Annotated in this window: 22 protein-coding genes; 11 read left to right on the forward strand and 11 right to left on the reverse strand. The window is 67.8% G+C overall.

Features of this window, described 5'->3' with window-relative positions; all coding sequences use genetic code 11:
• Positions 1–7: 7 nt before the first annotated feature.
• Both glpK and glpD read right to left on the reverse strand, forming a co-directional pair.
• On the reverse strand, positions 8–1,510 hold the full coding sequence (gene glpK, locus U5809_RS23185) for a glycerol kinase GlpK (RefSeq protein WP_322088310.1): 1,503 nt from the start codon (positions 1,508–1,510) through the stop codon (positions 8–10).
• 105 nt (positions 1,511–1,615) lie between these two features.
• Complete coding sequence (gene glpD / locus U5809_RS23190; RefSeq protein ID WP_322088271.1) at positions 1,616–3,139, reverse strand: glycerol-3-phosphate dehydrogenase; 1,524 nt, start codon at positions 3,137–3,139, stop codon at positions 1,616–1,618.
• A gap of 162 nt (positions 3,140–3,301) precedes the next feature.
• On the opposite strand from glpD, the gene U5809_RS23195 reads away from it, so the two are divergent.
• Complete coding sequence (locus U5809_RS23195; RefSeq protein WP_322088272.1) at positions 3,302–3,670, forward strand: hypothetical protein; 369 nt, start codon at positions 3,302–3,304, stop codon at positions 3,668–3,670.
• 88 nt (positions 3,671–3,758) lie between these two features.
• Here the strand turns inward: U5809_RS23195 and U5809_RS23200 are convergent, their stop codons facing one another.
• Both U5809_RS23200 and U5809_RS23205 read right to left on the reverse strand, forming a co-directional pair.
• Positions 3,759–3,956 carry a hypothetical protein gene (locus U5809_RS23200; protein WP_166963486.1) on the reverse strand — a complete coding sequence of 66 codons (198 nt, stop codon included), beginning with the start codon at positions 3,954–3,956 and terminating at the stop codon, positions 3,759–3,761.
• Between the two features lie 302 nt (positions 3,957–4,258).
• Entirely contained in the window at positions 4,259–5,038 is a 780-nt protein-coding gene (locus U5809_RS23205) for a DeoR/GlpR family DNA-binding transcription regulator (RefSeq protein WP_322088273.1), read from the reverse strand.
• A 212-nt stretch (positions 5,039–5,250) separates the two neighbouring features.
• Between U5809_RS23205 and U5809_RS23210 the strand changes: the two genes are divergently transcribed.
• The 3 genes from U5809_RS23210 (at position 5,251) to U5809_RS23220 (ending at position 8,609) form a co-directional block, all read left to right on the forward strand.
• The gene (locus tag U5809_RS23210; protein ID WP_322088274.1) at positions 5,251–6,891 is read left to right on the forward strand and encodes a gamma-glutamyltransferase family protein; all 1,641 of its coding nucleotides are present in this window, start codon (positions 5,251–5,253) and stop codon (positions 6,889–6,891) included.
• A 313-nt stretch (positions 6,892–7,204) separates the two neighbouring features.
• Positions 7,205–8,032, forward strand: coding sequence for a ferritin-like domain-containing protein (locus tag U5809_RS23215; RefSeq protein ID WP_059233270.1), 828 nt, complete (start codon positions 7,205–7,207; stop codon positions 8,030–8,032).
• Between the two features lie 70 nt (positions 8,033–8,102).
• On the forward strand, positions 8,103–8,609 hold the full coding sequence (locus tag U5809_RS23220; protein WP_322088275.1) for a hypothetical protein: 507 nt from the start codon (positions 8,103–8,105) through the stop codon (positions 8,607–8,609).
• On the opposite strand, the gene U5809_RS23225 is transcribed toward U5809_RS23220, so the two are convergent.
• From U5809_RS23225 to U5809_RS23235, 3 genes are all read right to left on the reverse strand, one after another.
• Positions 8,603–10,057, reverse strand: a complete 1,455-nt coding sequence (locus U5809_RS23225) for a DEAD/DEAH box helicase (RefSeq protein ID WP_322088276.1) — start codon at positions 10,055–10,057, stop codon at positions 8,603–8,605. The genes U5809_RS23220 and U5809_RS23225 overlap by 7 nt on opposite strands.
• A 129-nt stretch (positions 10,058–10,186) precedes the next feature.
• Positions 10,187–11,485 (reverse strand): cytochrome c, encoded by a 1,299-nt coding sequence (locus tag U5809_RS23230; RefSeq protein ID WP_322088277.1) that lies wholly within the window; start codon positions 11,483–11,485, stop codon positions 10,187–10,189.
• 19 nt (positions 11,486–11,504) lie between these two features.
• The gene (locus tag U5809_RS23235; RefSeq protein ID WP_034189042.1) at positions 11,505–12,269 is read right to left on the reverse strand and encodes a c-type cytochrome; all 765 of its coding nucleotides are present in this window, start codon (positions 12,267–12,269) and stop codon (positions 11,505–11,507) included.
• Between the two features lie 378 nt (positions 12,270–12,647).
• Between U5809_RS23235 and U5809_RS23240 the strand changes: the two genes are divergently transcribed.
• Positions 12,648–13,580: a CopD family protein gene (locus tag U5809_RS23240; protein WP_322088278.1), complete on the forward strand. Its 933-nt coding sequence runs from the start codon at positions 12,648–12,650 to the stop codon at positions 13,578–13,580.
• 147 nt (positions 13,581–13,727) lie between these two features.
• Here the strand turns inward: U5809_RS23240 and dgoD are convergent, their stop codons facing one another.
• Entirely contained in the window at positions 13,728–14,876 is a 1,149-nt protein-coding gene (gene dgoD, locus U5809_RS23245; RefSeq protein ID WP_282505913.1) for a galactonate dehydratase, read from the reverse strand.
• A gap of 134 nt (positions 14,877–15,010) precedes the next feature.
• On the opposite strand from dgoD, the gene U5809_RS23250 reads away from it, so the two are divergent.
• A complete protein-coding gene (locus U5809_RS23250) occupies positions 15,011–15,715 on the forward strand; it encodes a FadR/GntR family transcriptional regulator (protein ID WP_322088311.1) in 705 nt (234 codons plus the stop codon).
• A gap of 27 nt (positions 15,716–15,742) precedes the next feature.
• Here U5809_RS23250 and U5809_RS23255 read toward each other — a convergent pair whose 3' ends face one another.
• Positions 15,743–15,988, reverse strand: coding sequence for a DUF1272 domain-containing protein (locus U5809_RS23255; RefSeq protein WP_322088279.1), 246 nt, complete (start codon positions 15,986–15,988; stop codon positions 15,743–15,745).
• A gap of 152 nt (positions 15,989–16,140) precedes the next feature.
• On the opposite strand from U5809_RS23255, the gene U5809_RS23260 reads away from it, so the two are divergent.
• A complete protein-coding gene (locus tag U5809_RS23260) occupies positions 16,141–16,488 on the forward strand; it encodes a GFA family protein (RefSeq protein ID WP_176050266.1) in 348 nt (115 codons plus the stop codon).
• 34 nt (positions 16,489–16,522) lie between these two features.
• Here the strand turns inward: U5809_RS23260 and U5809_RS23265 are convergent, their stop codons facing one another.
• Complete coding sequence (locus U5809_RS23265; protein WP_322088280.1) at positions 16,523–19,630, reverse strand: transglycosylase domain-containing protein; 3,108 nt, start codon at positions 19,628–19,630, stop codon at positions 16,523–16,525.
• 420 nt (positions 19,631–20,050) lie between these two features.
• On the opposite strand from U5809_RS23265, the gene U5809_RS23270 reads away from it, so the two are divergent.
• The gene (locus tag U5809_RS23270) at positions 20,051–20,443 is read left to right on the forward strand and encodes an MAPEG family protein (protein ID WP_176050264.1); all 393 of its coding nucleotides are present in this window, start codon (positions 20,051–20,053) and stop codon (positions 20,441–20,443) included.
• Positions 20,444–20,452: 9 nt separating this feature from the next.
• Here U5809_RS23270 and U5809_RS23275 read toward each other — a convergent pair whose 3' ends face one another.
• A complete protein-coding gene (locus tag U5809_RS23275) occupies positions 20,453–21,370 on the reverse strand; it encodes a LysR substrate-binding domain-containing protein (protein ID WP_322088281.1) in 918 nt (305 codons plus the stop codon).
• Positions 21,371–21,569: 199 nt separating this feature from the next.
• On the opposite strand from U5809_RS23275, the gene U5809_RS23280 reads away from it, so the two are divergent.
• The 3 genes from U5809_RS23280 (at position 21,570) to U5809_RS23290 (ending at position 25,717) form a co-directional block, all read left to right on the forward strand.
• Complete coding sequence (locus U5809_RS23280) at positions 21,570–22,886, forward strand: MFS transporter (protein ID WP_322088282.1); 1,317 nt, start codon at positions 21,570–21,572, stop codon at positions 22,884–22,886.
• 39 nt (positions 22,887–22,925) lie between these two features.
• A complete protein-coding gene (locus U5809_RS23285) occupies positions 22,926–24,398 on the forward strand; it encodes an amidase (protein ID WP_322088283.1) in 1,473 nt (490 codons plus the stop codon).
• 116 nt (positions 24,399–24,514) lie between these two features.
• Entirely contained in the window at positions 24,515–25,717 is a 1,203-nt protein-coding gene (locus tag U5809_RS23290; protein WP_322088284.1) for a porin, read from the forward strand.
• Positions 25,718–25,807: the final 90 nt, after the last annotated feature.

Consider the following 25,807-nt stretch of genomic DNA (forward strand, 5'->3'; position numbering starts at 1 on the left):
CTGAAGATTACTGGGCGTCGTCGGCCCATGCCTTCGCCGCGCGTACCGCACGCTGCCAGCCCGACATGCAGCGTTCGACCTGCTCCTTCGGCATCGACGGTGCAAAGCGGCGATCGAGCTGCCACTGGTCGCGCACTTCGTCGAGGTTCTTCCAGTAGCCGATCGCGAGGCCCGCGAGGTAGGCCGCGCCGAGCGCGGTCGTCTCGGTGATCTGCGGACGCACCGCATCGACGCCGAGCAGGTCGGCCTGGAACTGCATCAGCAGGTCGTTCGCGCTCGCGCCGCCGTCGACGCGCAGCTCGCCGATGCTGATGCCCGAATCGGCTTCCATCGCGGCCAGCACGTCGAGCGACTGGTACGCGATCGCATCGAGTGCCGCGCGTGCGAGGTGCGCGGAGGTCGTGCCGCGCGTGACGCCGAATACCGAACCGCGTGCCCGTGCGTTCCAGTGCGGTGCGCCGAGGCCGGCGAACGCGGGCACGAGGTAGACGCCGTCGGTGTGCGGCACGCTCGCGGCGAGCGCTTCGATTTCAGCCGCGCTCTTGATGATGCCCATGCCGTCGCGCAGCCACTGCACGACCGCGCCCGCGATGAAGATGCTGCCTTCGAGCGCGTACTGCACGTCGTCGCCGACCTGCCATGCGATCGTCGTGACGAGGTTGTTCTTCGATTCGATCGGCTTGTCGCCGGTGTTCATCATCAGGAAGCAGCCGGTGCCGTAGGTGTTCTTCACCATGCCCGACGTCGTGCACATCTGGCCGAACAGTGCCGCCTGCTGGTCGCCGGCGATGCCCGCGAGCGGGATCTTCGACGCGAACACGGTGGTCTTCGTGTGGCCGTAGATTTCCGACGAGGCCTTCACTTCCGGCAGCATGCTGCGCGGGATGTCGAGCAGTTCGAGCAGCTCGTTGTCCCATTCGCGCGTGTGGATGTTGAACAGCATCGTGCGCGATGCGTTCGTCACGTCGGTCACGTGCAGTTCGTGCTTCGTGAAGTTCCACACGAGCCAGCTGTCGACGGTGCCGAATGCGAGCTTGCCCTGCCTGGCCTTCTCGCGTGCGCCCGGCACGTTGTCGAGAATCCAGCGGATCTTGGTTCCGGAGAAGTACGAGTCGATCGGCAGGCCGGTCTTCGCGCGCACCTTTGCCTCGAGACCCTGCTTCTTCAGCGAGTCGCAGAAGTCGGCCGTGCGGCGGTCCTGCCAGACGATCGCGTTGTAGACGGGCTGGCCCGTCTCGCGGTCCCAGACGATGGTCGTTTCGCGCTGGTTCGTGATGCCGATCGCGGCGATCGACGTGCCGTTCATGCCCGTGCGCGTGACGGCTTCAGCGGCGACGCCGGCTTGCGTCGACCAGATTTCCTGCGGGTCGTGCTCGACCCAGCCGGGTTGCGGGTAGATCTGTTCGAATTCCTTCTGGGCGATCGATACGATATTGCCCTGGCGATCGAACAGCATCGCGCGGGAACTCGTGGTGCCCTGGTCAAGCGCGAGGATGTACTGGTCCTGCATGTCTCTCATCTCCATCCGTGAATTGGCCTAGTTGTGATGCGCGCCGCATGTGGGGCGGCGCGTCGGTGAGTCAACGTCGGTAAGACAACTGCAACTGCATTCGGATCACGCGTGCGGCGCGTGCGCGGCGGCGAACCATGCGTCGACGGCGGCCGTCACCGTATCGAGCGTGCCTGGCGCGACGTGCAGGCCGAGCTTCGAGCGGCGCCACAGCACGTCCTGCGCGCAGGTCGCCCATTCGGCGTCGCGCAGGTAGCGCAGTTCGGCGTCGTGGATGCCCGGCGCGATTTCGGCGCCGAGATCGGCGAGCGACGTCGCGCCGTCGACCACGCGCTCCGCGCGCGTGCCGTACGCACGCGCATAGCGGCGGGCGAGCGCGGCGGGCAGCCACGGGTGGCGTTTCGCGAACGCGCCGGCAAATACGTCGAACTTCGCGTTCGCGATGTCGCCGCCCGGCAATGCGACACCGGCCGTCCAGGTTTTCGCGTCGCGGCCGAGCGCGCGGCACAGCATGTCGCCGGCTTCTTCCGCGAGCTTGCGGAACGTCGTGATCTTGCCGCCGAACACCGACAGCAGCGGGGCGCCCGCGCCGTCGTCGAGCTCGAGGCGGTAGTCGCGCGTGACGGCCGACGCGTTCGTCGCGTTCTCGTCTTCGAGCAGCGGGCGCACGCCCGAGTAGGTCCAGTGCACGTCGGCCGGCGAGATCTTGCGCTTGAAGTAGCGGTTGATCGAATCGCACAGGTACTGTGTCTCGTCGCGATCGATCGCGACCTTCGCGGGATCGTTCGTGTATTCGACGTCGGTCGTGCCGATCAGCGTGAAGTCGTGTTCATACGGAATCGCGAAGATGATTCGCTTATCCGGGTTCTGGAAGATGTACGCGTGATCGTGATCGAACAGGCGGCGCGTGATGATGTGGCTGCCCTTCACGAGCCGCACGCTATGCTGCGCGCCGCGGCCGAGTGCGCCGTGCAGGACTTCGCCGACCCACGGGCCGGCCGCGTTCGCGATCGCGCGCGCGTGCACCACGCGGATCGAACCGTCGGCGTGCTGCAGCCGCGCTTCCCATTCGTCGCCGTGGCGTTCGGCCGAGACGAGCTTTGTGCGCGTCAGGATCTCGGCACCGCGCTCCTTCGCATCCATCGCGTTCAGCACGACGAGGCGGGCGTCGTCGACCCAGCCGTCGGAATATACGAAGCCGCGCTTGATCGAGTCGATCAGCGGCGCGCCGGCCGCATGGCGGCGCATGTCGATGCCGCGCGAGCCGGGCAGCAGTTCGCGTTTCGCGAGGTGATCGTAGAGGAACAGGCCGATGCGGATCAGCCAGGCCGGACGCAGGTTCGGCATGTGCGGCATCACGAAGCGCAGCGGCCACATGATGTGCGGCGCCGCGCGCAGCAGCGTCTCCCGCTCCTGCAGCGCCTTGCGTACCAGCCCGAACTCGTTGTACTCGAGGTAACGCAGGCCGCCGTGAATCAGCTTCGTGCTGGACGACGACGTGTGCGACGCGAGGTCGTCCTGCTCGCAGAGCATGACCGACAGGCCGCGGCCGGCCGCATCGCGCGCGATGCCCGCGCCGTTGATGCCGCCGCCGACGACGAGCAGATCGTAGCGATTCGGTTGGGTCACCTGCTGTCCTTATCGTCTGTTGAAATAGGGTGAACACGAAATGTTCGGATTCGAAATTTAACGAACGAAATCGAAAAAGTAAAGTTCGAAAAAGCGGGGCCAGTAGCGCGCGGCGCGATCCCGGACGATACTGGCGGAATCGACCGTTTCGCGAGGTGAATCATGCGTATTGGGATGTGGGCCGGCATGTGCGCCGTCCTTCTGGCGGGGTGCGGCGCGGGCACGCCGCCGCTCGCCGGCAACTGGCGGGCGCCGTCGTTCGTCGACCTGCAGACGTCGTGCGGCGGCACGGCGCGCGACTGGGGCGCGGACGCGCAGCCGGTCTACTCGACGCTGTACGACGCGTATGTGGCGAAGCGGTATCGCGGGCTGACCGAAGCGAACTATTGTGCGTTCGTAAACGAACTTTCGGCCCACTATGTGGCGCCTGACGCGGCGGCGCGCGCTGGCTGGATCGCGTATTTCAACGGTGCGCGCGCACAGGCCATCAGTTGGCGGGCGGCGGTCGATCCGACGCTGCGCGGCGGTTGAAGCCGGCTGAGGTAGGCGGGCGGAGCAAGCGGAAGCGACCGCGTGGCCGGGAATCGGGCCGCGCGGTCAGGTCAGGAACAGCGGAATTTCACGAATAGCGGTACTTGATGGATCGCAGCGCGGCGTCGCCGCTCTCGGTCACGCAGTATTTGCGCCCCGAGCCGAGCCCTTCCAGGCGAACGAGCTGCTGTTCGAGCAGGATGTCCAGTTCATCCCGATCCATGTCGCGCTGATCAGGCGCGTCCTTCACAAGCAATAGCGTGGCGAATTCATGCGGACTCAGCATCGTTCTCTCCATGGCAATCGGACTGCCCGCGCGGCCGGCGCACACGCCGACGCGCGATACCCCGCGGGGTATGGCTTGGGGGGAAAGCTGTATTCGCCGGCCCTGCGGTTCGCACACGCCCTGGCACAGGCGGATCGGGCGAACGGGCCGGGGAACTGGAGTCTAGTCGAGCGCGCGGGCAACGACAAATCGTGCCCCGTTAATTTTCCGTTTGACAGAAGCGCTCGCCGCAAGCGGTCCACGCGCAGCGCCAACTTCTTGATTTCACTTGAAGTTTCAGGTGCGGTGCAGCATCGCAGCCGTCATTCCGCGACGTACACCTGGGTGCCGGCGGTGGCCACCGTGTCGGCCATCTCCGGCGGCAGCGGCTTGTCGGTGAAGAGTGCGTGCACCTGGCTCAGGTGGCCCTGGCGCACCAGTGCCGGGCGACCGACCTTCGAATGGTCGGCCACGAGGTAGACCGTGCGCGCGTGCTGCATGATCGCCTCGGCCACGCGCACCTCGCGCGTGTCGAAATCGCGCAGCGTGCCGTCGGCCTCGATCGCCGACGTGCCGATGATCGCGTAGTCGACCTTGAACTGCCGGATGAAGTCGATCGCGAGCTCGCCGACGATGCCCTTGTCCCACGGCCGCACGATGCCGCCCGTGATCAGCACCTCGCAGTCGGGGTAGCCGCTCATCATCGACGCGACGTTCAGGTTGTTCGTGATCACGTGCAGCCCGTGATGGCGGTTCAGCGCGCGCGCGACCTCCTCGGTCGTCGTGCCGAGGTTGATGAACAGCGACGCCTGGTCGGGGATGTGCGACGCCGCGAGCGCCGCGATGCGCCGCTTCTCGTCGTGGAACATCCGCTGGCGCGCGGTGTACGACACGTTCTCCGAGCTGGTCGGCAGGCTCGCGCCGCCGTGGTAGCGGCGCAGCAGGTTCAGGTCGGCGAGCCAGTTCACGTCGCGGCGGATCGTCTGCGGCGTCACCGCGAAGTGCGCGGCGAGATCGTCGACGGTCACGAAGCCGTCGCGCTGCACCCATTCGAGCAATTCCTGCTGGCGCGCGTTGAGGGTGAGGCGGGGATCTCGGGTCATGGCTCGATGGTCGTGTCGTGAGACGGAGCAGGTATTGTAAGGGCGGCAACGCCATTCGGCCGGCCTCGCCCGCACGAGCGCGCACGATTCATGCGGAAATTGCATGGATTCATGTGACAAATGAATTTGTGCGATTCCGCCGATCGCGCTGCAATGACGGATTGCCCGCGCGCGCGGGCGCGTTCATTTCAGCTTTCGACGAGGTGGCATCGATGACAGGCTTCAACTGGCACAACCCGTATCCGACGACCCGCATTCCGGTGTTCGCGCGCAACGTCGTGTCGACGTCGCACCCGCTGGCCGCGCAGGCCGGGCTGCGGATGCTGTGGAAGGGCGGCAATGCGGTCGATGCGGCGCTGGCCGCCGCGGCCGCGATCACCGTCGTCGAACCCGTGTCGTGCGGGCTCGGTGGCGACGCGTTCGCGCTGGTGTGGGACGGCGAGCGGTTGTCCGGGCTGAATGCGTCGGGCGTCGCGCCGGCCGCATGGAACGTCGACTACTTCCGCAAGCGTCATGGCGAGGATGCGCGCGGCATCGCGAACAAGCCGACGCGCGGCTGGGACACCGTCACCGTGCCGGGCGTGATCGCGGGCTGGGAGGCGCTGCACGCGAAGTTCGGTTCGCTGCCGTTCGCGGATCTGCTCGAGCCGGCGATCGAGATCGCGGAGCGCGGTTATGCGGTGCCGCCGATCGTCGCGCACAAGTGGGCGGCCGCCGTGCCCGAACTGCAGGGTCTGCCGGGCTTCGCGGACACGTTCATGCCGCGCGGCCGTGCACCGCTCGTCGGCGAGCGCGTGTGCCTGCCCGGTCATGCGAAGACGCTGCGCACGCTCGCGAAGGAGGGCGCCCGTGCGTTCTACGAAGGTGCGCTCGCCGAGCGCATCGCCGCGTTCTCACGCGAAGGCGGCGGCGCGCTGACCGAAGCCGACCTGCGTGCGTACCGGCCGGAATGGGTCGAGCCGATCGGCAAGCGCTTCGGCCGCCACACGATTCACGAGATCCCGCCGAACGGGCAGGGCATCGCCGCGCTGATCGCGCTCGGGATCGCCGAGCATGCGGGCGTGACCGAATGGCCGCTCGATTCGGTCGACTCGCAGCATCTGCAGATCGAGGCGATGAAGCTCGCGTTCGCCGACATCTATCGTTACGTCGCCGATCCGCGCGCGATGGAAGTCACGCCCGAGCAGATGCTCGACGATGCGTATCTCGCCGAACGCGCGAAGCTGATCGACCCGGCGCGCGCGACGCACTTCGGCGCCGGCCGGCCGCATTCGGGCGGCACGATCTACCTGTCGGCCGCCGACGAGCGCGGGATGATGGTGAGCTTCATCCAGTCGAACTACATGGGCTTCGGCTCGGGGCTCGTCGTGCCGGGTGCCGGCATCGCGCTGCAGAACCGCGGGCACGGCTTCTCGATGGATCCGGCCTCGCCGAACGTCGTCGCGGGCGGCAAGCGGCCGTTCCACACGATCATCCCGGCATTCGTCACCGAGGAGGTCGACGGCCGCACCGAGGCCGTAATGAGCTTCGGCGTGATGGGCGGCGACATGCAACCGCAAGGCCACCTGCAGACCGTCGTGCGGATGCTCGGCCACGGGCAGCAGCCGCAGGCCGCATGCGACGCACCGCGCTGGAAGGTCAATCGCGACTTCACGCTCGACGTCGAATCCACGATGAATCGCGCGACCGTCGACGCACTGGCCGCACGTGGCCATACGATCAAGTCGATCGACGATCCTTACATGGATTTCGGCTCGGGGCAGTTCATCTGGCGTCTCGACCGCGACGATCGCGAGCGCGGCTACGTGGCCGCGAGCGACAGCCGGCGCGATGGTCTGGCGGCCGGTTTCTGACGGATCGCTTCCGTTTTGCGTGATCGACGGGCGGCCGGATGGCCGCCCGTTTCGTTTGGCGCGGCCCATACCATCGAACGGACGCAAGCGGTTTGAAGGACTCGTCTAACGAACGGCAACAGACGCCGTGGAACTGCGCTTGTCGGGTATGGTCAGTGCTCTGGAGCACGAACATCAAAGTCCGGCTAAGATGCCTGCATGGTTCGGCCGGACCAATTCACTATAAACGACGTAAAACGCCGCCTGCGGGAAGGCTGGCGCCTGTGCCGGAGGCACGGGCCGGCCCCCGCGCGACGACTGGGAGCGCACCACCATGGACACTAAAACGACGCATGTCATGCCGTGGCGTATCGAGGACATCGACCTGAACCGGATCGATCGTCAGCGTGCCGCCGCGAACGAGGATCTGTTGCTGTTGCTGTGCGCGTCGTCGTTCATCGAAAGCGGCTCGGATCTCTACACGAGCAATCTGAGCACATTCTTCAATGACGATCCGGAAGTCTCCGCATGGCTCAACAATGCATGGGAGCACGAAGAATTGCAGCATGGCCGCGCGCTGAAGGCGTACATCGCGCACGTGTGGCCCGAGTTCGACTGGGATACCGCGTTCGCGAATTTCTTCGCCGAGTATTCGAAGACCTGCTCGGTCGAGGCGTTCGAGAAGACCCGCGCGCTCGAGATGGTCGCGCGCTGCGTCGTCGAGACGGGCACGGCCACGCTCTATCGCGCGATCAACGAATGCTCGGACGAGCCCGTGCTGAAGGAAATCACCGACAACATCCGCACGGACGAAGTGCGCCACTACAAGCACTTCTTCAAGTTCTTCAAGAAGTACAACCAGGTCGAAGGCAACGGCCGGCTCGCGGTGCTCGGCGCGTTGATGCGTCGCGTGATGGAAATCAAGAACGAGGATTCCGAGATCGCGCTGCGCCACGTGTTCGCGATCCGCTATCCCGATCGCATCGGCGACAATCAATACAACCGCGAGCGCGCGGCGCGCATCAATTCGCTCGTGCGGCGCAACCTGTCGGCCGACATGTGCGTGAAGATGCTGCTCAAGCCGCTCGACCTGCCCGCGAAGATCCAGCCGGGCGTCCACTATCCGCTCACGAAGATCACGCGGCACGTTTTCCTGCGCTGATCGCATCGGCACGGCCCGTCGCGCGTATGCTGGCGCATCCTCATCCGATCCGCACCAGGGCCACGCCATCATGACCGATACCCATCGCCACGCACTCGAACAATGGACGTTCGACGCGTGGCCGCCGGCCGTCGTCGCGCTGTTCGACGGCAGCGCGCTCGAGCGCCATGCCGATTTCGCCGCATCGCTGATCGTCGCGACCGACGACGGACAGTTGCGCACGACGCTGCTCGGCGTCGGCGAGATCTACGCGCACGATGCGCGCACGCTGCTGGTCGCGCTATGGCCGCAGTCGCGGGCGGCGCGCGCGATCATGCAACGGCGCACGGCCGCGTTGACGCTCGTCGCCGACGGCGCGTTCTTTCAGGCGCAATTGAAGATGACGCCGCTCGAAGGGGACTTCGGCGGCCTCGCCGGATTCGCCGCGACGATCGCGCATGGCGATGCGCAGCGGGTCGGCTATGCGCGTCTCGCGACAGGTATCACGTTCACGCTGGAAGGGGATCGCGCCGCGGTGCTCGCACGCTGGCAACGCCAGGTCGAGCACCTGCGGCACGCAGCCGCGCGGCTTCAGTGACCGCGCTGGCCGCTGCGCGACGAACGATTGCGGTTCGCGTGCGCGGCATTGCCGTTCGCCGGGCGTGCGCTGTTGCCGCCGCCGGCCGGACGTCCGCCGCTATTGCCGCCAGCGCCGGCGCCGCCTTGCGTGCGCGGCTTCGCGGCCTTCTGTTGTGCGGCTTTCGGTTGCGGGTTGCCGTCGCGTTTCGCGGCCGGCTGGCCTGAGCCGCCTGCACGCGGCTGGCGATTGCCGCCACCACCACCGCCACCGCCGCGCGGCTGCTGCTGGCCACGGCGCTGCTGGATCGGCTCCGGCTTCGCGTGCGGATCGGGTTCGAAGCCCGCGATGACTTCCTGCGGAATCTCGCGCTTGATCAGCCGCTCGATGTCGCGCAGCAGCAGCTTCTCGTCGACGCACACGAGCGACACGGCTTCGCCGGTCGCGCCCGCGCGGCCCGTGCGGCCGATCCGGTGCACGTAATCCTCGGGCACGTTCGGCAGGTCGAAGTTGACGACGTGCGGCAGCTGGTCGATGTCGATCCCGCGCGCGGCGATATCGGTCGCGACGAGCACCTGCAGCGTGCTGTTCTTGAACTCGGCCAGCGCGCGCGTGCGGGCCGACTGGCTCTTGTTGCCGTGGATCGCCATCGCGCTGATGCCGTCCTTCGTCAGCTGTTCGGCGAGCCGGTTCGCGCCGTGCTTGGTACGCGTGAACACGAGCACCTGGAACCAGTTGTGTTCGCGGATCAGGTGCGTGAGCAGCTCGCGCTTGCGATCGCGGTCGACCGGGTGGATCTTCTGCGCGACGCTTTCGGCGGTCGTGTTGCGGCGTGCGACCTCGATCAGCGCGGGCGAGTCGAGCAGGCTGTCCGCGAGCGCCTTGATTTCATCGGAGAAGGTGGCCGAGAACAGCAGGTTCTGACGCTGCGGCGGCAGCTTCGCGAGCACGCGCTTGATGTCGTGGATGAAGCCCATGTCCAGCATCCGGTCGGCTTCGTCGAGCACGAGGATGTCGAGATTCGACAGATCGATGGTCTTCTGCTGCATGTGGTCGAGCAGGCGGCCGGGCGTCGCGACAACGATGTCGACGCCGCGCTTGAGCGCGTCGATCTGCGGATTGATGCTGACGCCGCCGAACATCACGGTCGAGCGCAGCTTCAGGTATTTGCTGTATGCACGGACGCTTTCCTCGACCTGCGCGGCGAGTTCGCGCGTCGGCGTGAGGATCAGTGCGCGCACCGCGCGCTTCTCACCGCGGTTGTCCGCGTAGAACGTGTGCAGGCGTTGCAGGATCGGCAGCGTGAAGCCGGCGGTCTTGCCGGTGCCCGTTTGCGCGCCGGCGAGCAGGTCGCCGCCGCCGAGGACGGCGGGGATCGCCTGCTGCTGGATCGGAGTCGGCGACGTGTAGCCGAGCTCGTTGACCGCCTTGACCAGCGGTTCGGCCAGGCCGAGAGATTCGAAAGACATAGATACCACTCTTGAGTTTTATGATCGGCGATGCGTCGCGCGGCCCGCGCGGAAAACCTGCATCGCAAAAATGCAAAAGGGCGCGGCCGCGGTTTCCCGCAGCCGCGCCCCGTTTGTGTCAGCCGCTTCTTAGTCGAGCGGCGCGGAACGCAGGTCGCTCACCTGTTGCGGCGAGATCGGCGTACCGTTGTTACCCCACGACATCCGGATATACGTGACAACCGCCGCCACTTCCTGGTTCGACAGCGACTGTGCGAACGGCGGCATCCCGTACGGACGCGGATTCTTGAACGTGCTCGGCGGATAGCCGCCATTCAGCACCATGCGGATCGGGTTGACGGCCGATTCCATCATGATCGAGTGGTTGCCCGCGAGCGGCGGATAAGCGGGCGGCTTGCCGGCGCCGGTTTCGGCGTGGCAGGTCGCGCAGTTGTCCGCGTAGATCTTCTTGCCCTGGTCGAACAGCGCGTTGCCGAACTGCTTCGACGGCTCGTACTGCATGTTCTTCGGCGCTTCAGCCTTCTGCGGGATCGACTTCAGGTACGTCGACATTGCGCGCGTATCTTCGTCGGTCATGTACTGCAGGCTGTTGTGGACCACGTCCGCCATCGGGCCGAACACGGCACCCTTCTGCGACACGCCGGCTTGCAGCAGGTCGGACAGCTCCTGCACGTGCCAGTCGCCGAGGCCGAGTTCCTTGTCGTTCGTCAGCGACGGCGCATACCAGTTCTGCAGCGGGATCAGGCCGCCGGCGAACGCCGACGAGCTCACCGGGCCGCCCATCATGTTGATCGACGTGTGGCACATCGAGCAGTGGCCGAGGCCTTCGACGAGGTACGCACCGCGGTTCCATTCGACCGACTTCGTCGGATCCGGCTTGTACTCGCCTTCCTTGAAGAACAGCGTGCGCCAGCCGATCAGCAGGTTGCGGTTGTTGAACGGGAACTTCAGTTCGTGCGGACGGCTCGGCACCGACACCGGTGCGACCGAGCGCAGGTATGCGTAGATCGCGTCCGAATCCGAGCGCGTGACCTTCGTGTAGCTCGCGAACGGGAAGCCCGGGTACAGCAGGCTGCCGTCCTTCGAGCGACCCGTGTGCATCGCGCGGTAGAAGTCGTCCGACGTCCACTTGCCGATACCGTTCTGGTCGTCCGGCGTGATGTTCGGCGTGTACATCGTGCCGAACGGCGTCGCCATCGGCAGGCCGCCCGCGAACGACTTGCCGCCGCGCACGGTGTGGCACGCGATACAGTCGCCGACGCGCGCGAGGTATTCGCCCTTCTTGATCAGCGCGGCCTGGTCGGCCGGCGTGGCCGCGACGGCGGAAGCGCCGTGCAGCGTGTCGCTGCCCGGCCACAGGACCGGGACGAGGGCGGCGGCCGCGACGATCGCGGCGGCCGAGAGTGCAAACAGGGACTTGCGTTTCATTGTGTCTGTCTCCCTTGCCTTATTGCGGTTCGCTGCCGCAGGCGAGCGGAGTCTTCATCGAACGCGCCGGGGCCGGCACGGGGTTGGCGGGCGCCGGTTGCGCGGCGAGCCATGCGGTCACGGCCGTCACGTCTTCGTCGGAAAGCTTCGATGCGATGTCGTGCATGCAATCCGGTGCCTTCGCGTGGCGGTTGCCCGAGCGCCATGCGCCGAGCTGCGCGCTCAGGTAATCGGCGTGCAGGCCGACGAGGCCCGGGATCGCCGGCTGCATGCCGGTCAGCCCCGCGCCGTGGCAGGCCACGCAGGCCGGCAGCTTGCGGGACGGATCGCCCTGCGTGACGAGCTGCTTGCCGCGTGCGAGCGTCGCGGCCGGCAGCGTCGGCTTCGCCGGCGTCGGGTACGGCGGACGTTCGGCCGAGAAGTGCTCGGCGATTTCGCGCAGGTAGTCGTCGTTCAGGTACGTCAGCAGGTAGTTCATCGGCGGGTACTTGCGCCGGCCGTCACGGAAGTTGACGAGCTGGTTGTACAGGTACTCGGCCGGCTTGCCGGCAAGACGCGGGAAATAATCGTTGTCCGTGCCCTGGCCGTGAACGCCGTGGCATGCGGTACAGCCGCGCACGCGCTCGGCCATGGTATCGGGTGCCTTGAGCGGCGCCTGCTGGGCGTGCGCTTGCTCCGTGGGCTTGGTCTGCGCTTGGGCAGCGCTCATAAGGCCCGCGCCGCCGATCATCAGAACGGCGAGCAGCGGACGGAAGAGGCGTCTTGAAGACACACGAGACTCCATGTTTATTCGTCGGGGACCTTGTCCGGGCTACGATCGGCTCGGCGCATGGACGGCAGGACAGCCGGGCTGCTGCGACGCGGCATTCTATCATCGATGGGTAATGACGGCTATTTGGCAAAAGGGCATCGGTTCCTGTCTGTTTGCGACTTGCGACAATTTGACGCGCATTGCGGCGCCGCTGTGTGAACCGGCGTGCGTTTTCACCATCGAAGACCGTACACTCGCGGGTCGCGCGGCGCCGCCTCCGCCGCTGGTCCAGTCATTTCTCCCGTTTCCGGATTCATCGATGACGTTTTCTACCGTGCCGTTGCCTGCTTCACGCTGTCCGTTCCCTTGCCGCCGCCCTGCCGGCCCGTCGCTGTCGGGAGGGTGCGCGCGATGAAGTTCGACAGCTTGTGGATCGGTCAGGTCGCGCTCGCGGCGCTGATGGACGCCGCGTTCGCGATGGCGGTCGGCTCGGCATTGCTCAAGGCGTGGCTCGGCAAGGACGGCGCACGGCCGGTCATCGCGCCGTCGCATCCGGCGTGGCTGCGCGCGCAACATTCGCTGGTCGCGGCGGCGCTGGCGCTCGTGCTCGCGGATCTCGGCTGGCTCGTCTACGAGGCCGCGACGATGAGCGGCGCGGGGCTCGGCGGCGCATTCGCCGCGATCCCGACCATGCTGATGCAGACGCACACGGGCTTCGCATGGAGCGTCGCGTTCGCCGGCGCCCTCGTGCTCGCGATCGTCGCGCTCGCGAAGCCGGACGGCCCGGTCGCGCACGCGGTGCTGTGGCTCGCGGTGATCGTGGTCGCGGCCGGCAAGGCCTCGCTCGGCCATGCGGCCGATACGGGCGCGCTGTCCGCGGCGGTCGGCGTACAGACGCTGCACCTGCTCGCGACGGCCGTGTGGGGCGGTCTCGTGCTCGCGGGCGGGCTCGCGGTGCTGCCGGCGCTCGGTTCGTCGGTCGCGCGCGGCGCGCTGATCCGCGTCGGCCAGCACCTGTCGCGCACGTCGATCATTGCGGTCGTGTTCGTGCTCGGCACGGGCGCGCTCAACGCGATCCGCGGGCTTGGCGGTTCGCTCGCGCCGCTCGACGGCAGCACGTGGGGGCGCGTGCTGTTGCTGAAGCTGCTGCTCGTCGCGCTCGCGCTCGTGCTCGGCGGCCTGAACCGTTTCTCGGCGCTGCCGCGCCTGCGCCGCACCGCGTCGACGGAGGACGCGCACACGTTCCGCAACATCCTGCATCTCGAAGGGATGACGATGATCGGCGTGTTCGTCGCGGCGGCCGTGCTGTCGTTCAGCGTGCCGGGGTTCGCGGCGCTCGGCTGACCGAGGGTCCGGTGCGGGGCGGGGCAGCGATGCGCGCTGTCGACGCCCCGTCGATCGCAGAAGCAAAAAAGGCCGCCTGTCGGGCGGCCGTGTCGAAGCCGGTGCGCGGCGTGATCGTCGCGCATTCCGGCTCATCTCACCCCTTCATCACCATTCGGCGACACTGCCGTCCGCGTGGCGCCACACCGGGTTGCGCCAGCGGTGGCCCGTCTTCGCCATCTCGCGCACTTTCTCCTCGTTCACGTCGATGCCGAGCCCCGGGCCCTGCGGGATCGCGACGAAGCCGTCCTCGTAGCGGAACACCTCGGGGTTGCGCAGGTAGTCGAGCAGGTCGTTGCCCTGGTTGTAGTGGATGCCGAGGCTCTGTTCCTGGATGAACGCGTTGTAGCTGACCGCGTCGAGCTGCAGGCATGCGGCGAGCGCGATCGGGCCGAGCGGGCAGTGCAGCGCGAGCGCGACATCGTAGCTTTCCGCGAGCGTCGCGATCTTGCGGCACTCGGTGATGCCGCCCGCGTGCGACGCGTCGGGCTGGATGATGTCGACGTAGCCGCCCGCGAGAATGTGCTTGAAGTCCCAGCGCGAGTACAGCCGCTCGCCGAGCGCGATCGGGGTGTTGGTCTGGTTGACGATGTCGCGCAGCGCCTCGGCGTTCTCCGACAGCACCGGCTCCTCGATGAACATCAGCTTGTACGGGTCGAGCTCCTTCGCGAGCACCTTCGCCATCGGCTTGTGCACGCGGCCGTGGAAGTCGACGCCGATCCCGACGTGCGGGCCGACTGCGTCGCGCACGGCCGAGACGTTCGCGATCACCTGCTCGACCTTGTCGTAGGTATCGACGATCTGCAGCTCCTCGGAGCCGTTCATCTTCACGGCCTTGAAGCCGCGCTCGACGACCGCGCGCGCATTGTTCGCGACGTCGCTCGGCCGGTCGCCGCCGATCCACGAATACACCTTGATGCGATCGCGCACCTGGCCGCCCAGCAGCGCGTGCACGGGCACGCCGTGATGCTTGCCCTTGATGTCCCACAGCGCCTGGTCGACGCCTGCGATCGCGCTCATCATGATCGGGCCGCCGCGGTAGAAGCCCGCGCGGTACATCACCTGCCAGTGATCCTCGATCAGCAGCGGGTCGCGGCCGACGAGGTAGTCGGCCAGCTCCTGCACGGCGGCCTCGACCGTGTGCGCGCGGCCTTCGACGACCGGCTCGCCCCAGCCGACGATGCCCTCGTCGGTTTCGATCTTGAGGAACAGCCAGCGCGGCGGGACGACGAAGGTTTCGAGGCGGGTGATTTTCATGACGCGAGTCTCCATGGTTGACCGGCGCGGCCGCTCGGGCGCGGCGCACGGTCGCGTGCTTTCACGGTTATCCTAGCGTAGCCCGATAAAAAATAGTATTAATAGCATTATTGTGCAGATAGTGGGCAGCCGGCCTGCCGGATCAACGGAGAACGATCATTCAACGCGACCTGCATGGACAGACGGCCTTCCGGCTGGCGACGGCGATCCTGCGCGGCGACTATCCGCCCGAATCGCTGCTGCCGCGGGAGCCCGACCTGATGGAGATGTACGGCGTCAGCCGCACGGTGATGCGCGAGGCGCTGCGTACGCTGACGTCGAAGGGGCTCGTCGAATCGAGGCCGAAGGTCGGCACGCGCGTGCGGCCGCGCCGCGCGTGGAACCTGCTCGACGCCGACCTGCTCGACTGGTATGCGCGCGTCGCGCCGCCGCTCGCGTTTGCGCTGAAGCTGCAGGAGATGCGCGAGATGATCGAGCCGTACGCGGCCGCGCTGGCCGCGCGCACGCATACGCCGGAAGCGTTTGCCGCGATCGACGGCGCGGCGCGTGCGATGGCCGCCGCGCGCAACGTCGATGAATGGGTGCGCGCCGACCTGCGCTTTCACCTGAGCGTGCTCGAGGCCGGCGGCAACGAGCTGCTGGTGCCGCTCGGCGCGCTGATCGACCGCACGCTCGAGGCGCAGCTGCATCTGAACGCGCGCCGGGCCGACGTCTACAACGCATCGCTCGCCGAGCACGTGGCCGTCAGCGATGCGATCCGCGTGCGCGACGAGGAGGGCGCGCGCCGCGCGATGGCGACGCTGCTCGCGGTGACGCGCGCGCGGATCGAGATGTCGTGACGGAAAGGCGCGAGCGGCGAGGCGCCGTCAGGCGCTCGCGCAGCCGCCCGGCTTGACGATGCGTTGCGTCGATGGCGGGTACTTTGCGAGCAGGCTCGCCGGCCGCCGCGGGCGTGCGACCAGGTCGCCGCCGCAGTTCGGGCAGCGGCCCTTCAGCACGTCGTCGGCGCAGGTCGCGCAGAACGTGCATTCGAACGTACAGATGCGCGCCTCCGCCGAATCGGGCGGCAGGTCCTTGTCGCAGCATTCGCAGCCGGGGCGCAGTTCGAGCATGATGGTTTTCCTTGGTTGGACAGGGTCGGGGCGGGCGCCGCCGGACGTTGCGTGCGGCGCATGCGAGCGCTACTGTACGCGTTTGGATCGGCCCGGCCAACGGTGTCTGCCCGGATACCGTCGACGCGCACGGGCCGCACCGGGAGACGACCATGCTTTATCGCGGAAGCTGTCACTGCGGAGACGTGAAGTTCGAGGCGGAAGGCGACCTGCAGGGCGTGATGGCCTGCAACTGCTCGATCTGCCAGCGCAAGGGCGCACTGATGTGGTTCGTGCCGCGCGACCACATGAAGCTGCTGACACCCGAAGAACATCTCGCGACCTATCTGTTCAACAAGCACGTGATCAAGCATCGCTTCTGCAAGCGCTGCGGGATTCACGCGTTCGGCGAGGGCATGCATCCGGACGGCACCGCGATGGCGGCGATCAACGTTCGCTGTCTCGAGGATGTCGACCTCGACGCGCTGCCCGTCACGCACTACGACGGCCGCTCGCACTGAGCGGCGCACGGCGGCGCGAACGGTCGCGCGGCGGTCAGGACGGTTGCGCCGACACCGTGTCCGGCGCAGGCGTTTCCGCTTGCGGCGCCGGGCCCGCCGTGCGCGTCCCGGCGTCGGCCGGGCGTTCGATCAGCGGCGCGAGCGCTGGCGCCATCGACTTCAGCAGCTGTACGGCCATCGCGCTCGTGAAGTCGTAGCGGGCCGCGTACGGTTCGTGCGCGGTTGCCGTCAGGACCCCGAAGAACCGGTTGCCGATCACGAACACGAACGTGCCGCTGCGGTTGACCTTGCGCGACTCGATCAGCCGCGCGCCGCGCGCATAGACGTTGAAGCGCTGGTCGCCCGTCCCCGTCTTGCCGTACACGTCGAGCGTCTTGCCGTCGGGCAGCGTGAGGCCGCCCGCAAGGCGGCGCGCGGTGCCGTTGAGCACGACGTCGCGCAGCAGCGTGTGCGCCACGTTGACGATCTCCGGCGACAGCATCGGCTGCGGCTGCGCGGCCGCGCGCACGAAGCGCGTTTCGTACGGCGTGCCCTTCGCGAAGTCGAGCCGCGTGATCGTCTCGGTCGGCGCCTTCTGGCCGCCGTTCGCGATCAGGCCGATCAGTTTCGCGAGCGCGTCGGGCTGGTCGCCCGATGCGCCGATCGCGGCCGCGTAGGACGGCGTGACTTCCGCGAACGGGTAGCCGAGCGCGCGCCACGACTTCGTGATCTCCGCGTACGCGCGCAGCTCGACCATGCGACGGATGCGCCGGTCCTGGGTTGCGTGGTAGCGCGTCTTGTACAGCCACGAGTACGTGTAGAAACGCGCATCGCGGCTGTCGCGCTGGACCTCGGCGAGCGATGCGGCCGGGTGCGCGCGCAGGTAGTTGAGCGTCCACAGTGCGAGCGGATGCACGCTCGCGATATAGCCGCGGTCATTGAGGTTGAAGCGGTCGATTGCATATTTCGCGTAGAGCGCGGCGAGATCGTCGTCGGACAGCGTCGCGGCAGGCGTCCCCTTCAATTGTGCGCGCATCTGCGCATCGAACCATGCAAGCGATTCGTTCGGCGCGACGCTGCGCAGCACCGTCGTGATCTTCGGCGGCGACTTGCGCACGTCGCGCAGCATCAACGCGAGTGCATCGTCGGGCGCCTTGCCCGCATAGCGCGCGTAGTAGCGCTTCACGTAGACCTGGCTTTCGCCGTCGACGAACTGCTGCAGGTAACGCTGGCGTTGCTCGGGGTCTCCAAGCCACGACGACGACGGGCCGGCCGCCTGCAGCGTCTCGTAGTGGACGATGTCGCGCATCAGCCGCACGAACACGAGGTTGACCGAGTGCTCGAACGCCGCGTGCAGCGTCAGGATGCGGCCGTTGTCCGACTTCTCGAAGTTCGAGAACACCTGCGCGCCGCCGCCCGTGTAGAACACGTCGGGGCTCGCCGAGTACTTGCGTTCGACGGCCGCGTCGAGCATCGCCTGCAGCGAGCGGTCGCGCGTATGCGACAGGTAGTCGAGCGCCCAGTGCGACAGCCCGTCGATCGGGTCGGGCTTCACGCGCGCAAGCTCCGCGTTCGACAGGTTCGCGTAACGCGCGTGCAGGTCGGACACGATTTGCAGGTACGTGATCAGCGTGCGCAGTTTCGCGGTCGACCCGAGGTTGATGCGGCCGCCGCGGTTCACGTCGAACGGTTCGTTCACGCTGTCGGTCTGCACGCGCAGCATGTTCGCGCCGTTGCGGTGTTCGTACAGCGTGAAGCTGTACGTGAGGTGCGACGGGTCGTCCTTCGGCGCGAGCATCTCGAAACCGTAAAGGCCGGCGGCCTGTGCGCCGTCGCGTGTCGACGCCCGTGCGAGCCGTTCGGCAACGGCCTGCTGCACGCCGTTGTCGAGCGTACTGGTTGCCTGCAGGTCGAGCTGGTCGAGCTGGTACAGGTCGCCGATGCCGAGCGCCGACAGCAGCGACGCGCGCGCGGACGTCACGGCCTTGCGAGACACGAACGACTGCACGTGCGCGGCGGCCGGCGGCGCGCTGCGTTCGATCTGCGCGGCGAGCGCGGCATCGCGCAGCGCGGGCGAGATCACGCCGCCGGTCGACAGCAGCCGCAGGTAGCTGTCGGTCAGCTTCTCCAGCGCCGGATAACCGCGGTTGAGGAAGTACGACGGTGCGCGCTGCGCGATGATCAGCGACAGCACCTCGCGGAACGTCTTGCCCTGTTCGTCGACATTGTCGCCCGTCGTCGGCGCGGACAGGATCCGGTTCACGTCGTTGAAGTCGCGGCCGTACCACGCAGCGAGACCGTCGCCGATGCCGGTGATTTCACCGACATGCGGCCGCGCGGCGAGCGGCACCGAGTTCAGGTAGCGCACGACGATCGTGCGGCGCGCGAGCATCGTCTGCGGGCCGTTCAGGTACGCGCGCACCGATGCGGATGCGATCTGCCGCAGCTTTTCGGGCGGCGTCGCGGTGCGGCCTTCGGGCGAATGGCGGAACTTCTCGATCTGCGTCGCGAGCGTGCTGCCGCCCGGGCGCGCCTGGTGACGGTTGACGACGTGTAGCGCCTGGTCGGCGAGTGCGCGGCTGAAACGCCCCCAGTCGATCGCCGGGTTGCGGTTCGGCTCGTTCGCGTCGAGCAGGTAGCGATCCTCGATGAACAGCAGCGAATCGGCGACCACGCGCGGCACCGTGTCGAAGTCGGCGTACACGCGCTGCGGGAACACGGTCGCGAACAGCGGCGCGCCGGTCGAATCGAACAGCATCAGGCCGGCCTGGTCCTTCTCTTCGTATGGGAGGAACAACCCGCGATCGCCGAGCGACAGCATCCGCTGCGAATCGCGCGCCTGGTTGCCGATGACGAAGCCGCGCGCGAGCAGCCGCTCCTGGAATGCCGGCAGCATCGCGTAGCCGAGGCGCTGGTCGTACGGGCCGTTCGCGGGGAAGCGGATGTGATCGCTCGGGCCCGTTTCGATCGTGTAGCCGACGTCGCGGGTGAGCTCGGACAGATAGTGCGCCTGCAGCCGTGACGTCTCGATCTCGGTCTGCACGAGACGTGCAACGATCGCCACCGCGATCAGCAGCGCGGCGAGCAAGGACCACTTGATCCACGTCCAGACCGATGCGAGTCCGGTCACGCGCGGCAGGATACGATTTAGCGGCCGATTCATGGCGGCGTCTCCCTGAAAGTGCGGGCTCCGGCCGCACCCCATTAAGGATTAGTGTAGTCCTCCGCAGCGGGCTGCCAAGGGCGTCGACTACCGAGATGCGCCGACGCAACGCGCGTGCCCGTGATGCGCGGCAACGGGCGCTGCGCTGCGATGGTGCGCGCCGCTGCGGCGTAACGTTTGCGCGTTTTGCGCGGCGAAGTCCGCGTGGCAGGGGGAGGCGGCGGCCAGGCCCGCGTGGCCGGGCCGACGGACGATGCACGGATTTCGTGCGCTGCGGCATCGGTGCAATTCGGGCCGGAACCCGTTCGTGAAAGATGAGTGTCGAACGGCGGCGCTACGGGTTTCCGCGATAGCCGCGTGCGCCGGCGACGGGTACGATCGCCGGAGGTGCGGCGCATTTCCGCTTCCGCCCGGAGTCCCATGACGATCCATCCCGTCGCACTCGTGTGCACGGCCATCCTCGGGCTGCTGCTGTTCGGGCTCGGGCTCGTCGTGTCCGTCACGCGCTTTCGGTGCACCACCGGATCCGGGTGTGCGCCCGACCCGACGAACGGGCTGCACAAGGTCGTGCGCGCGCACGGCAACACGGCCGAATACGCGCCGTTTCTCGCGGTGCTGTTTCTCTATTTCGGCGCACACGATCCGTCTCGCGCGATCCTCGCGCTGATCGTCGCGGCAACCGTGTGCCGCTGCCTGCTGGTCATCGGATTGCTCGCCTGGCCGACGATGGCCAACCCGAATCCCGTGCGTTTCATCGGCGCGCTCGGCACCTATCTGTGCGGCGCCGCACTGTGCATCGCGCTGTTCGTCTGAGCGGCGCCGCTACCGCCACAGCAGCGCCGCGCGATCGTGCCGGCGCACGGCTTCGACGAAGCAGTGGATCAGGTAGTCGCAGGCAATCGTGTTCAGCGCATCGCGGCGCGTGAGCACGCCGACCGACACGGCCGGAATCGTTTCCTCCACGTCGATCGCGACCATCCGCTCGCGAATCCAGTCGACTTCCATGAAGCTCTTCGGCACGCACGACACGGTGTCGGTGTGCACCGACAGCGAAAACGCCGCGCTGAACGACGTGCATTCGACGATCGGCCGCGGCGCCGGATAGCCGTGCGCGACGAACACGTCCTGCAGCAGCCGACCGATGCTTTCCGGCGACGTGTTGAGGATCCACTGCGCATCCTGCAACTGCGCGAGCGAGGTGCAGTGACGTAGCGGATTGCTCGCGCGCGTCATCAGGATCAGTTCCGATTCGAGCAGCGGCCGGAACGTGAATTCCGGCGACAGCCGGGCTGCATCGACGATCGCGATCACGAAGTCGAGCGAGCCGTCGCGCAGCCGCGGCAGCGCCGTGTCGAGAAATCCTTCGCGCACGTCGAGGCGGATCGTCGGCATGCGTTGGCGGAACGCGTCGAGCGCGGCCGGCAGGAAGCCGAGCGACATCAGCGGCGTCAGCGCGCACGCGAGCGCACCTTCCTTGCCGCCCGACAGCTGGATCACGTCGTCGCGCGCGTGCTGCATCTCGGCAAGGATCAGCCGCGCGCGTGCATAGACGGCCTGCCCGAAACGCGTGAGCTGCGCGCCGCGCGCATTGCGCGTGACGAGCGGCACGCCGAGATCGAGTTCGAGTTCGCGGATCGCCTTCGTCAGCGCGGGCTGCGACAGGTGGATCGCGCGCGCGGCCGCGCGCAGGCTGCCGTGTTCGGCGATGGCGGCAAGCGCCCGGAGCTGGTGGTGTTTCACGGCGAGGCGGGGCGTGGCGGCAGTGGCGACGTTCGTATCCTACACCGCGTTTCCGCGTGGAAAGCACGCGATAACCGTGCGTTATCACGATCGAAAAATGTCGCTCCGGGCTGCGTATTTTGAATGCCTAGACTGCATGCGCAGGCCGTCGAACGGGCCGCGCACACGACACGCATAACCAGTACGGAGACACACCTTCATGAAGGCGCCCCGAGCGGACAGCATGTTCGGCGGGCATGTCGGCGACGTTGCCGCATCCCCGTCCAATCGTCAGCTGATTGTCGCGATCACGATCGGCAACGGCCTCGAATTCTTCGATCTCACCGTGTTCAGTTTCTTCGCGGTGCTGCTCGGCAAACTGTTCTTTCCCGCGGTCTCCGCGCAGCAGCAGTTGCTGATGTCGGTCGCGACCTTCGGCGTCGGCTTCATCGCGCGGCCGGTCGGCGGTGTCGTGATCGGGCTCGTCGCCGACCGGTTCGGCCGCGTGCCCGCGATGAACCTCACGCTCGTCACGATGGCGATCGGCACCGGGATGATCGGCGTGCTGCCGACCTATGCGCAGATCGGCATCGCGGCGCCCGTGCTGGTCGTCGTCGCGCGGCTGTTGCAGGGCTTTTCGGCCGGCGGCGAGGTCGGCGTATCGACGTCGCTGCTCGCCGAGCGCGCGCCGGCCGGCGAACGCGGCTACTACACGAGCTGGCAGTTCGCGAGCCAGGGCGCCGCGGCGCTGGCCGGTTCGTTCGTCGGCTTCCTGCTGTCGCATTTCCTCGATACCGCCTCGCTCGAATCGTGGGGCTGGCGCGTGCCGTTCCTGCTGGGCGTGCTGATCGCGCCGATCGGCCTCTACCTGCGCGCACGCTTCAGCGCGATCGAGCAGCACGCGCCGGCCGCGGCCGCGCGGCGTTCGTCGGCGGTGCTCGGCACCGTGCTGCGGCGCGACGGCCTCGCCGTGCTGACCGCGCTCGGCCTCGTGGTCGGCGGCACGGCCGCGCACTTCATCGTGCTGTATTACATGTCGACGTACGCGATCAAGGTGCTGCACCTGCCGATGGATGCCGCGCTGTGGTGCGGGATCCTGTCCGGCGCCGTGATGTTCTTCGCCGCGCCGATCGGCGGGCGGCTGTCGGATCGCACCGGCAGCAAGCGCGTCGCGCTGTGGTCGCGCATCGCGCTGACCGTGCTGATCCTGCCGGGCTTCTGGCTGATCCGCGCGGTGCCGTCGATCGCGACGATGTACGCGGTCGTGATGCTGCTCGCCGCGCTGCACTCGATCAACGCCGGCGCGAACGGCGTGATCCTCGCCGAGCTGTTCCCGAAGAGCACGCGCGCCACCGCGCTGTCGATCGCGTATGCCGGCGGCGTGTCGATCTTCGGCGGCTTCGCGCAGTTCATCGTCACGTGGATGATCGGCGCGACCGGCAATCCGGCGGCGCCAGCGTGGTACGTGATCGTCTGCGGCGTGCTGTCGCTCGTCGCGCTCGCGTTCGCATCGGATCGCAGCGAACACGATGCGTGAGCGCTGCCATCCCCATCCTTCCACTTCGCCCCGAACCGTATGACCGCCACCGTCTCGCTTTCGTCCCCGCCCGCCGACGTCACGACCGGCGACCTGTGCGACTTGCCGGCCCGCACGATGCTCGACCTGCTGAAGGCACGGCAGATCAGCGCGTGCGACCTGCTCGATGCGCATCTCGCACGGATCGCGACGGTCAACCCGCGCGTGAATGCGCTTGTGACCGTCGTCGATCCCGACGTGCTGCGCGCCCGTGCGCGCGACATCGATACCCGCTGGATGTGTGGCGAATGGCAGGGGCCGCTGCACGGGCTGCCGGTGTCGCAGAAGGATCTCACCGCGACGCGCGGCGTGCGCACGACCTACGGTTCGCCGTTGTTCGCCGATCACGTGCCGCTGCATGACGCGCTCGTCGTGCGCCGCTGCGCGAGCGCCGGCGCGCTGATGATCGGCAAGTCGAACACGCCCGAATTCGGCGCCGGATCGCATACGTTCAACGACGTGTTCGGCGCGACGCGCAACCCGTGGGACCTGACGCGTTCCGCGGGCGGCAGCAGCGGCGGCGCGGCGGCCGCGCTCGCGTGCGGGATGAATCCGCTTGCGTGCGGCAGCGACATGGGCGGGTCGCTGCGCAATCCGGCCGCGTGGAACAACGTGGTCGGATTACGACCGTCGCCGGGCCGCGTGCCGCGCGCGCCCGACCTGAACGGCTGGACGACGCTCGGCGTCGACGGGCCGATGGCGCGCGACGTGGCCGATACCGCGTTGCTGCTGTCGGCGATCGCCGGGCCGAGCGGCGAGACCGCGACCGAACTCGCGGAACCGGGCGCGCGCTTCGCGCAGCCGCTCGAACGCGACTTCCGCGGCACGCGCATCGCGATGTCGCGCGGCCTGCCCGGCGTGCCGGTCGATCCGGAGATCGCGCGGGCCGTCGATGCGCAGGCGCGGGTGTTCGCGGCGCTCGGCTGCGAAGTCGAATTCGACGATCCCGACCTGTCGGATGCCGAGGACGTGTTCCGCATCGAGCGCGCGTGGATGATCGGCACGCTGGTCGACGGGTTCGACGATGCGCAGCGCGCGGCGCTGAAGCCCGAGATTCACGATGAATACCGGCTGCACCGGTCGCTGACGGCCGCCGATCTCGGCCGCATGTTCGTGCGCAAGACGCGGCTGTTCGAGCGGATGCGTGCGTTCATGCAGCGCTACGCGTTCTACGTGCTGCCGACGACACAGGTGATGCCGTTCGACGTCGACCTGCGCGCGCCTGCGCATGTGCAGGGGGCCGCGAGCACGTCTTACATCGACTGGATGCGCGTGTGCTGGTACCTGTCGTCGACCGAGGCGCCGATCCTGTCGGTGCCGTGCGGCTTCGGCGCGACCGGTTTGCCGATCGGCATGCAGATCGTCGGCCGCTACCGCGACGACTGGGGCGTGCTGCAGTTCGGCCACGCGTACGAAGTCGCGGCCGGCCGCCGCTGGGCTCCACCGGCGGTCGTCGCCGACGCGATGCGCTAGCCGTCTTCCCCGATTTACCCCTGACCGTTCCGGTTCGCTCCGGAGCAGGCTGCGCGCCTGCGGGGGACGCGCACGCCTGCGTTTTGCCATTCGACCCGCGCAATGGAGACCTTCCGATGAAAAAACGGCTGTTGGCAGGCGCGGGCGTCGCGCTGATCGCGGGTGCGGCGCACGCACAGAGCAGCGTGACGCTGTACGGCATTATCGACGAAGGGCTGACCTACACGAGCAACCTCGCGGTCGCCGGCCCGAACGGCGCCGTGAGCGGCAAGCCGGCGTGGCGAATGCTCGGCGGCGTGCAGCAGGCGAGCCGCTGGGGGCTGCGCGGCGTCGAGGATCTCGGCGGCGGGTTGGCGGCCGTCTTCACGCTCGAGAACGGCTTCGACCCGAGCACCGGCAAGCTCGGGCAGGGCGGGCTGATGTTCGGCAAGAAGGCGTTCGTCGGGCTGTCGGGGCCGTTCGGCACCGTCACGCTCGGGCGCCAGTACGACACCAACGTCGACTTCCTCGGGCCGCTCGAGGCCGCCGCGCTGTTCGGCGGCTACATGGTTGCGCACCCCGGCGATCTCGACAACGTGAACAACGCGAACTCGACCAACAACGCGATCAAGTTCACCAGCAACGACTATCGCGGATTCCGCTTCGCGGCCATGTACGGCGTGGGCGGCATCGCGGGTGCGGCGACGCGCAACCAGGTGTGGTCGATGACGGCCGGCTACACGCGCGGGCCGCTCGCGGTCGCGGCCGGCTACCTTAATGCGCGCAACCCGAACGTGTCGTTCTTCGGCACGACCGGCAGCCCCGCGCCGGTCGTCGCCGGCGTGCCGGGCAACAACATGCTGTCGCCCGTATATTCCGGCTATGCGTCGGCGCGCTCGCTGCAGGTCGCGGCGGCGGGCGGCACCTACGCGATCGGCGCGGTGACGCTCGGCGCGATGTACACGAACACGTCGTTCCGCGGGCTTGGCGACCTGTCGTCCGGCCCGAATCCCGGCCGCGTGTCCGGCAACGCGGTGTTCAACAACGTCGAAGCCAGCGTGCGCTACCAGTTCACGCCTTACCTGTTCGGCGGCGTTGCGTACGACTACACGCGCGGCGGCGGCGTGAACGGCCGCGACGGCGCGACCTACCACCAGGTTGCGGCCGGGCTCGACTATTTCCTGTCGAAGCGCACCGACGTGTATGCGACCGCCGTCTTTCAGCGTGCGTCGGGCACCGATTCGACGGGGCACGCGGCGGTTGCCGCGATCAACGGCCCCGGCGCGTCCGCGAACGACCGCCAGTTCGAGGCGCGGATCGGCATTCGGCACAAGTTCTGACGGGCGCGGCGATCGGCGATCGGCAAGCGGCGGCCGCGAGCGGTGATATGCTCGCGGAACGCCCGCGACCGACGGGCGGATTCCGACTGC

It is taken from the genome of Burkholderia sp. BCC1999, assembly GCF_905339975.1.
Classification (GTDB): domain Bacteria; phylum Pseudomonadota; class Gammaproteobacteria; order Burkholderiales; family Burkholderiaceae; genus Burkholderia.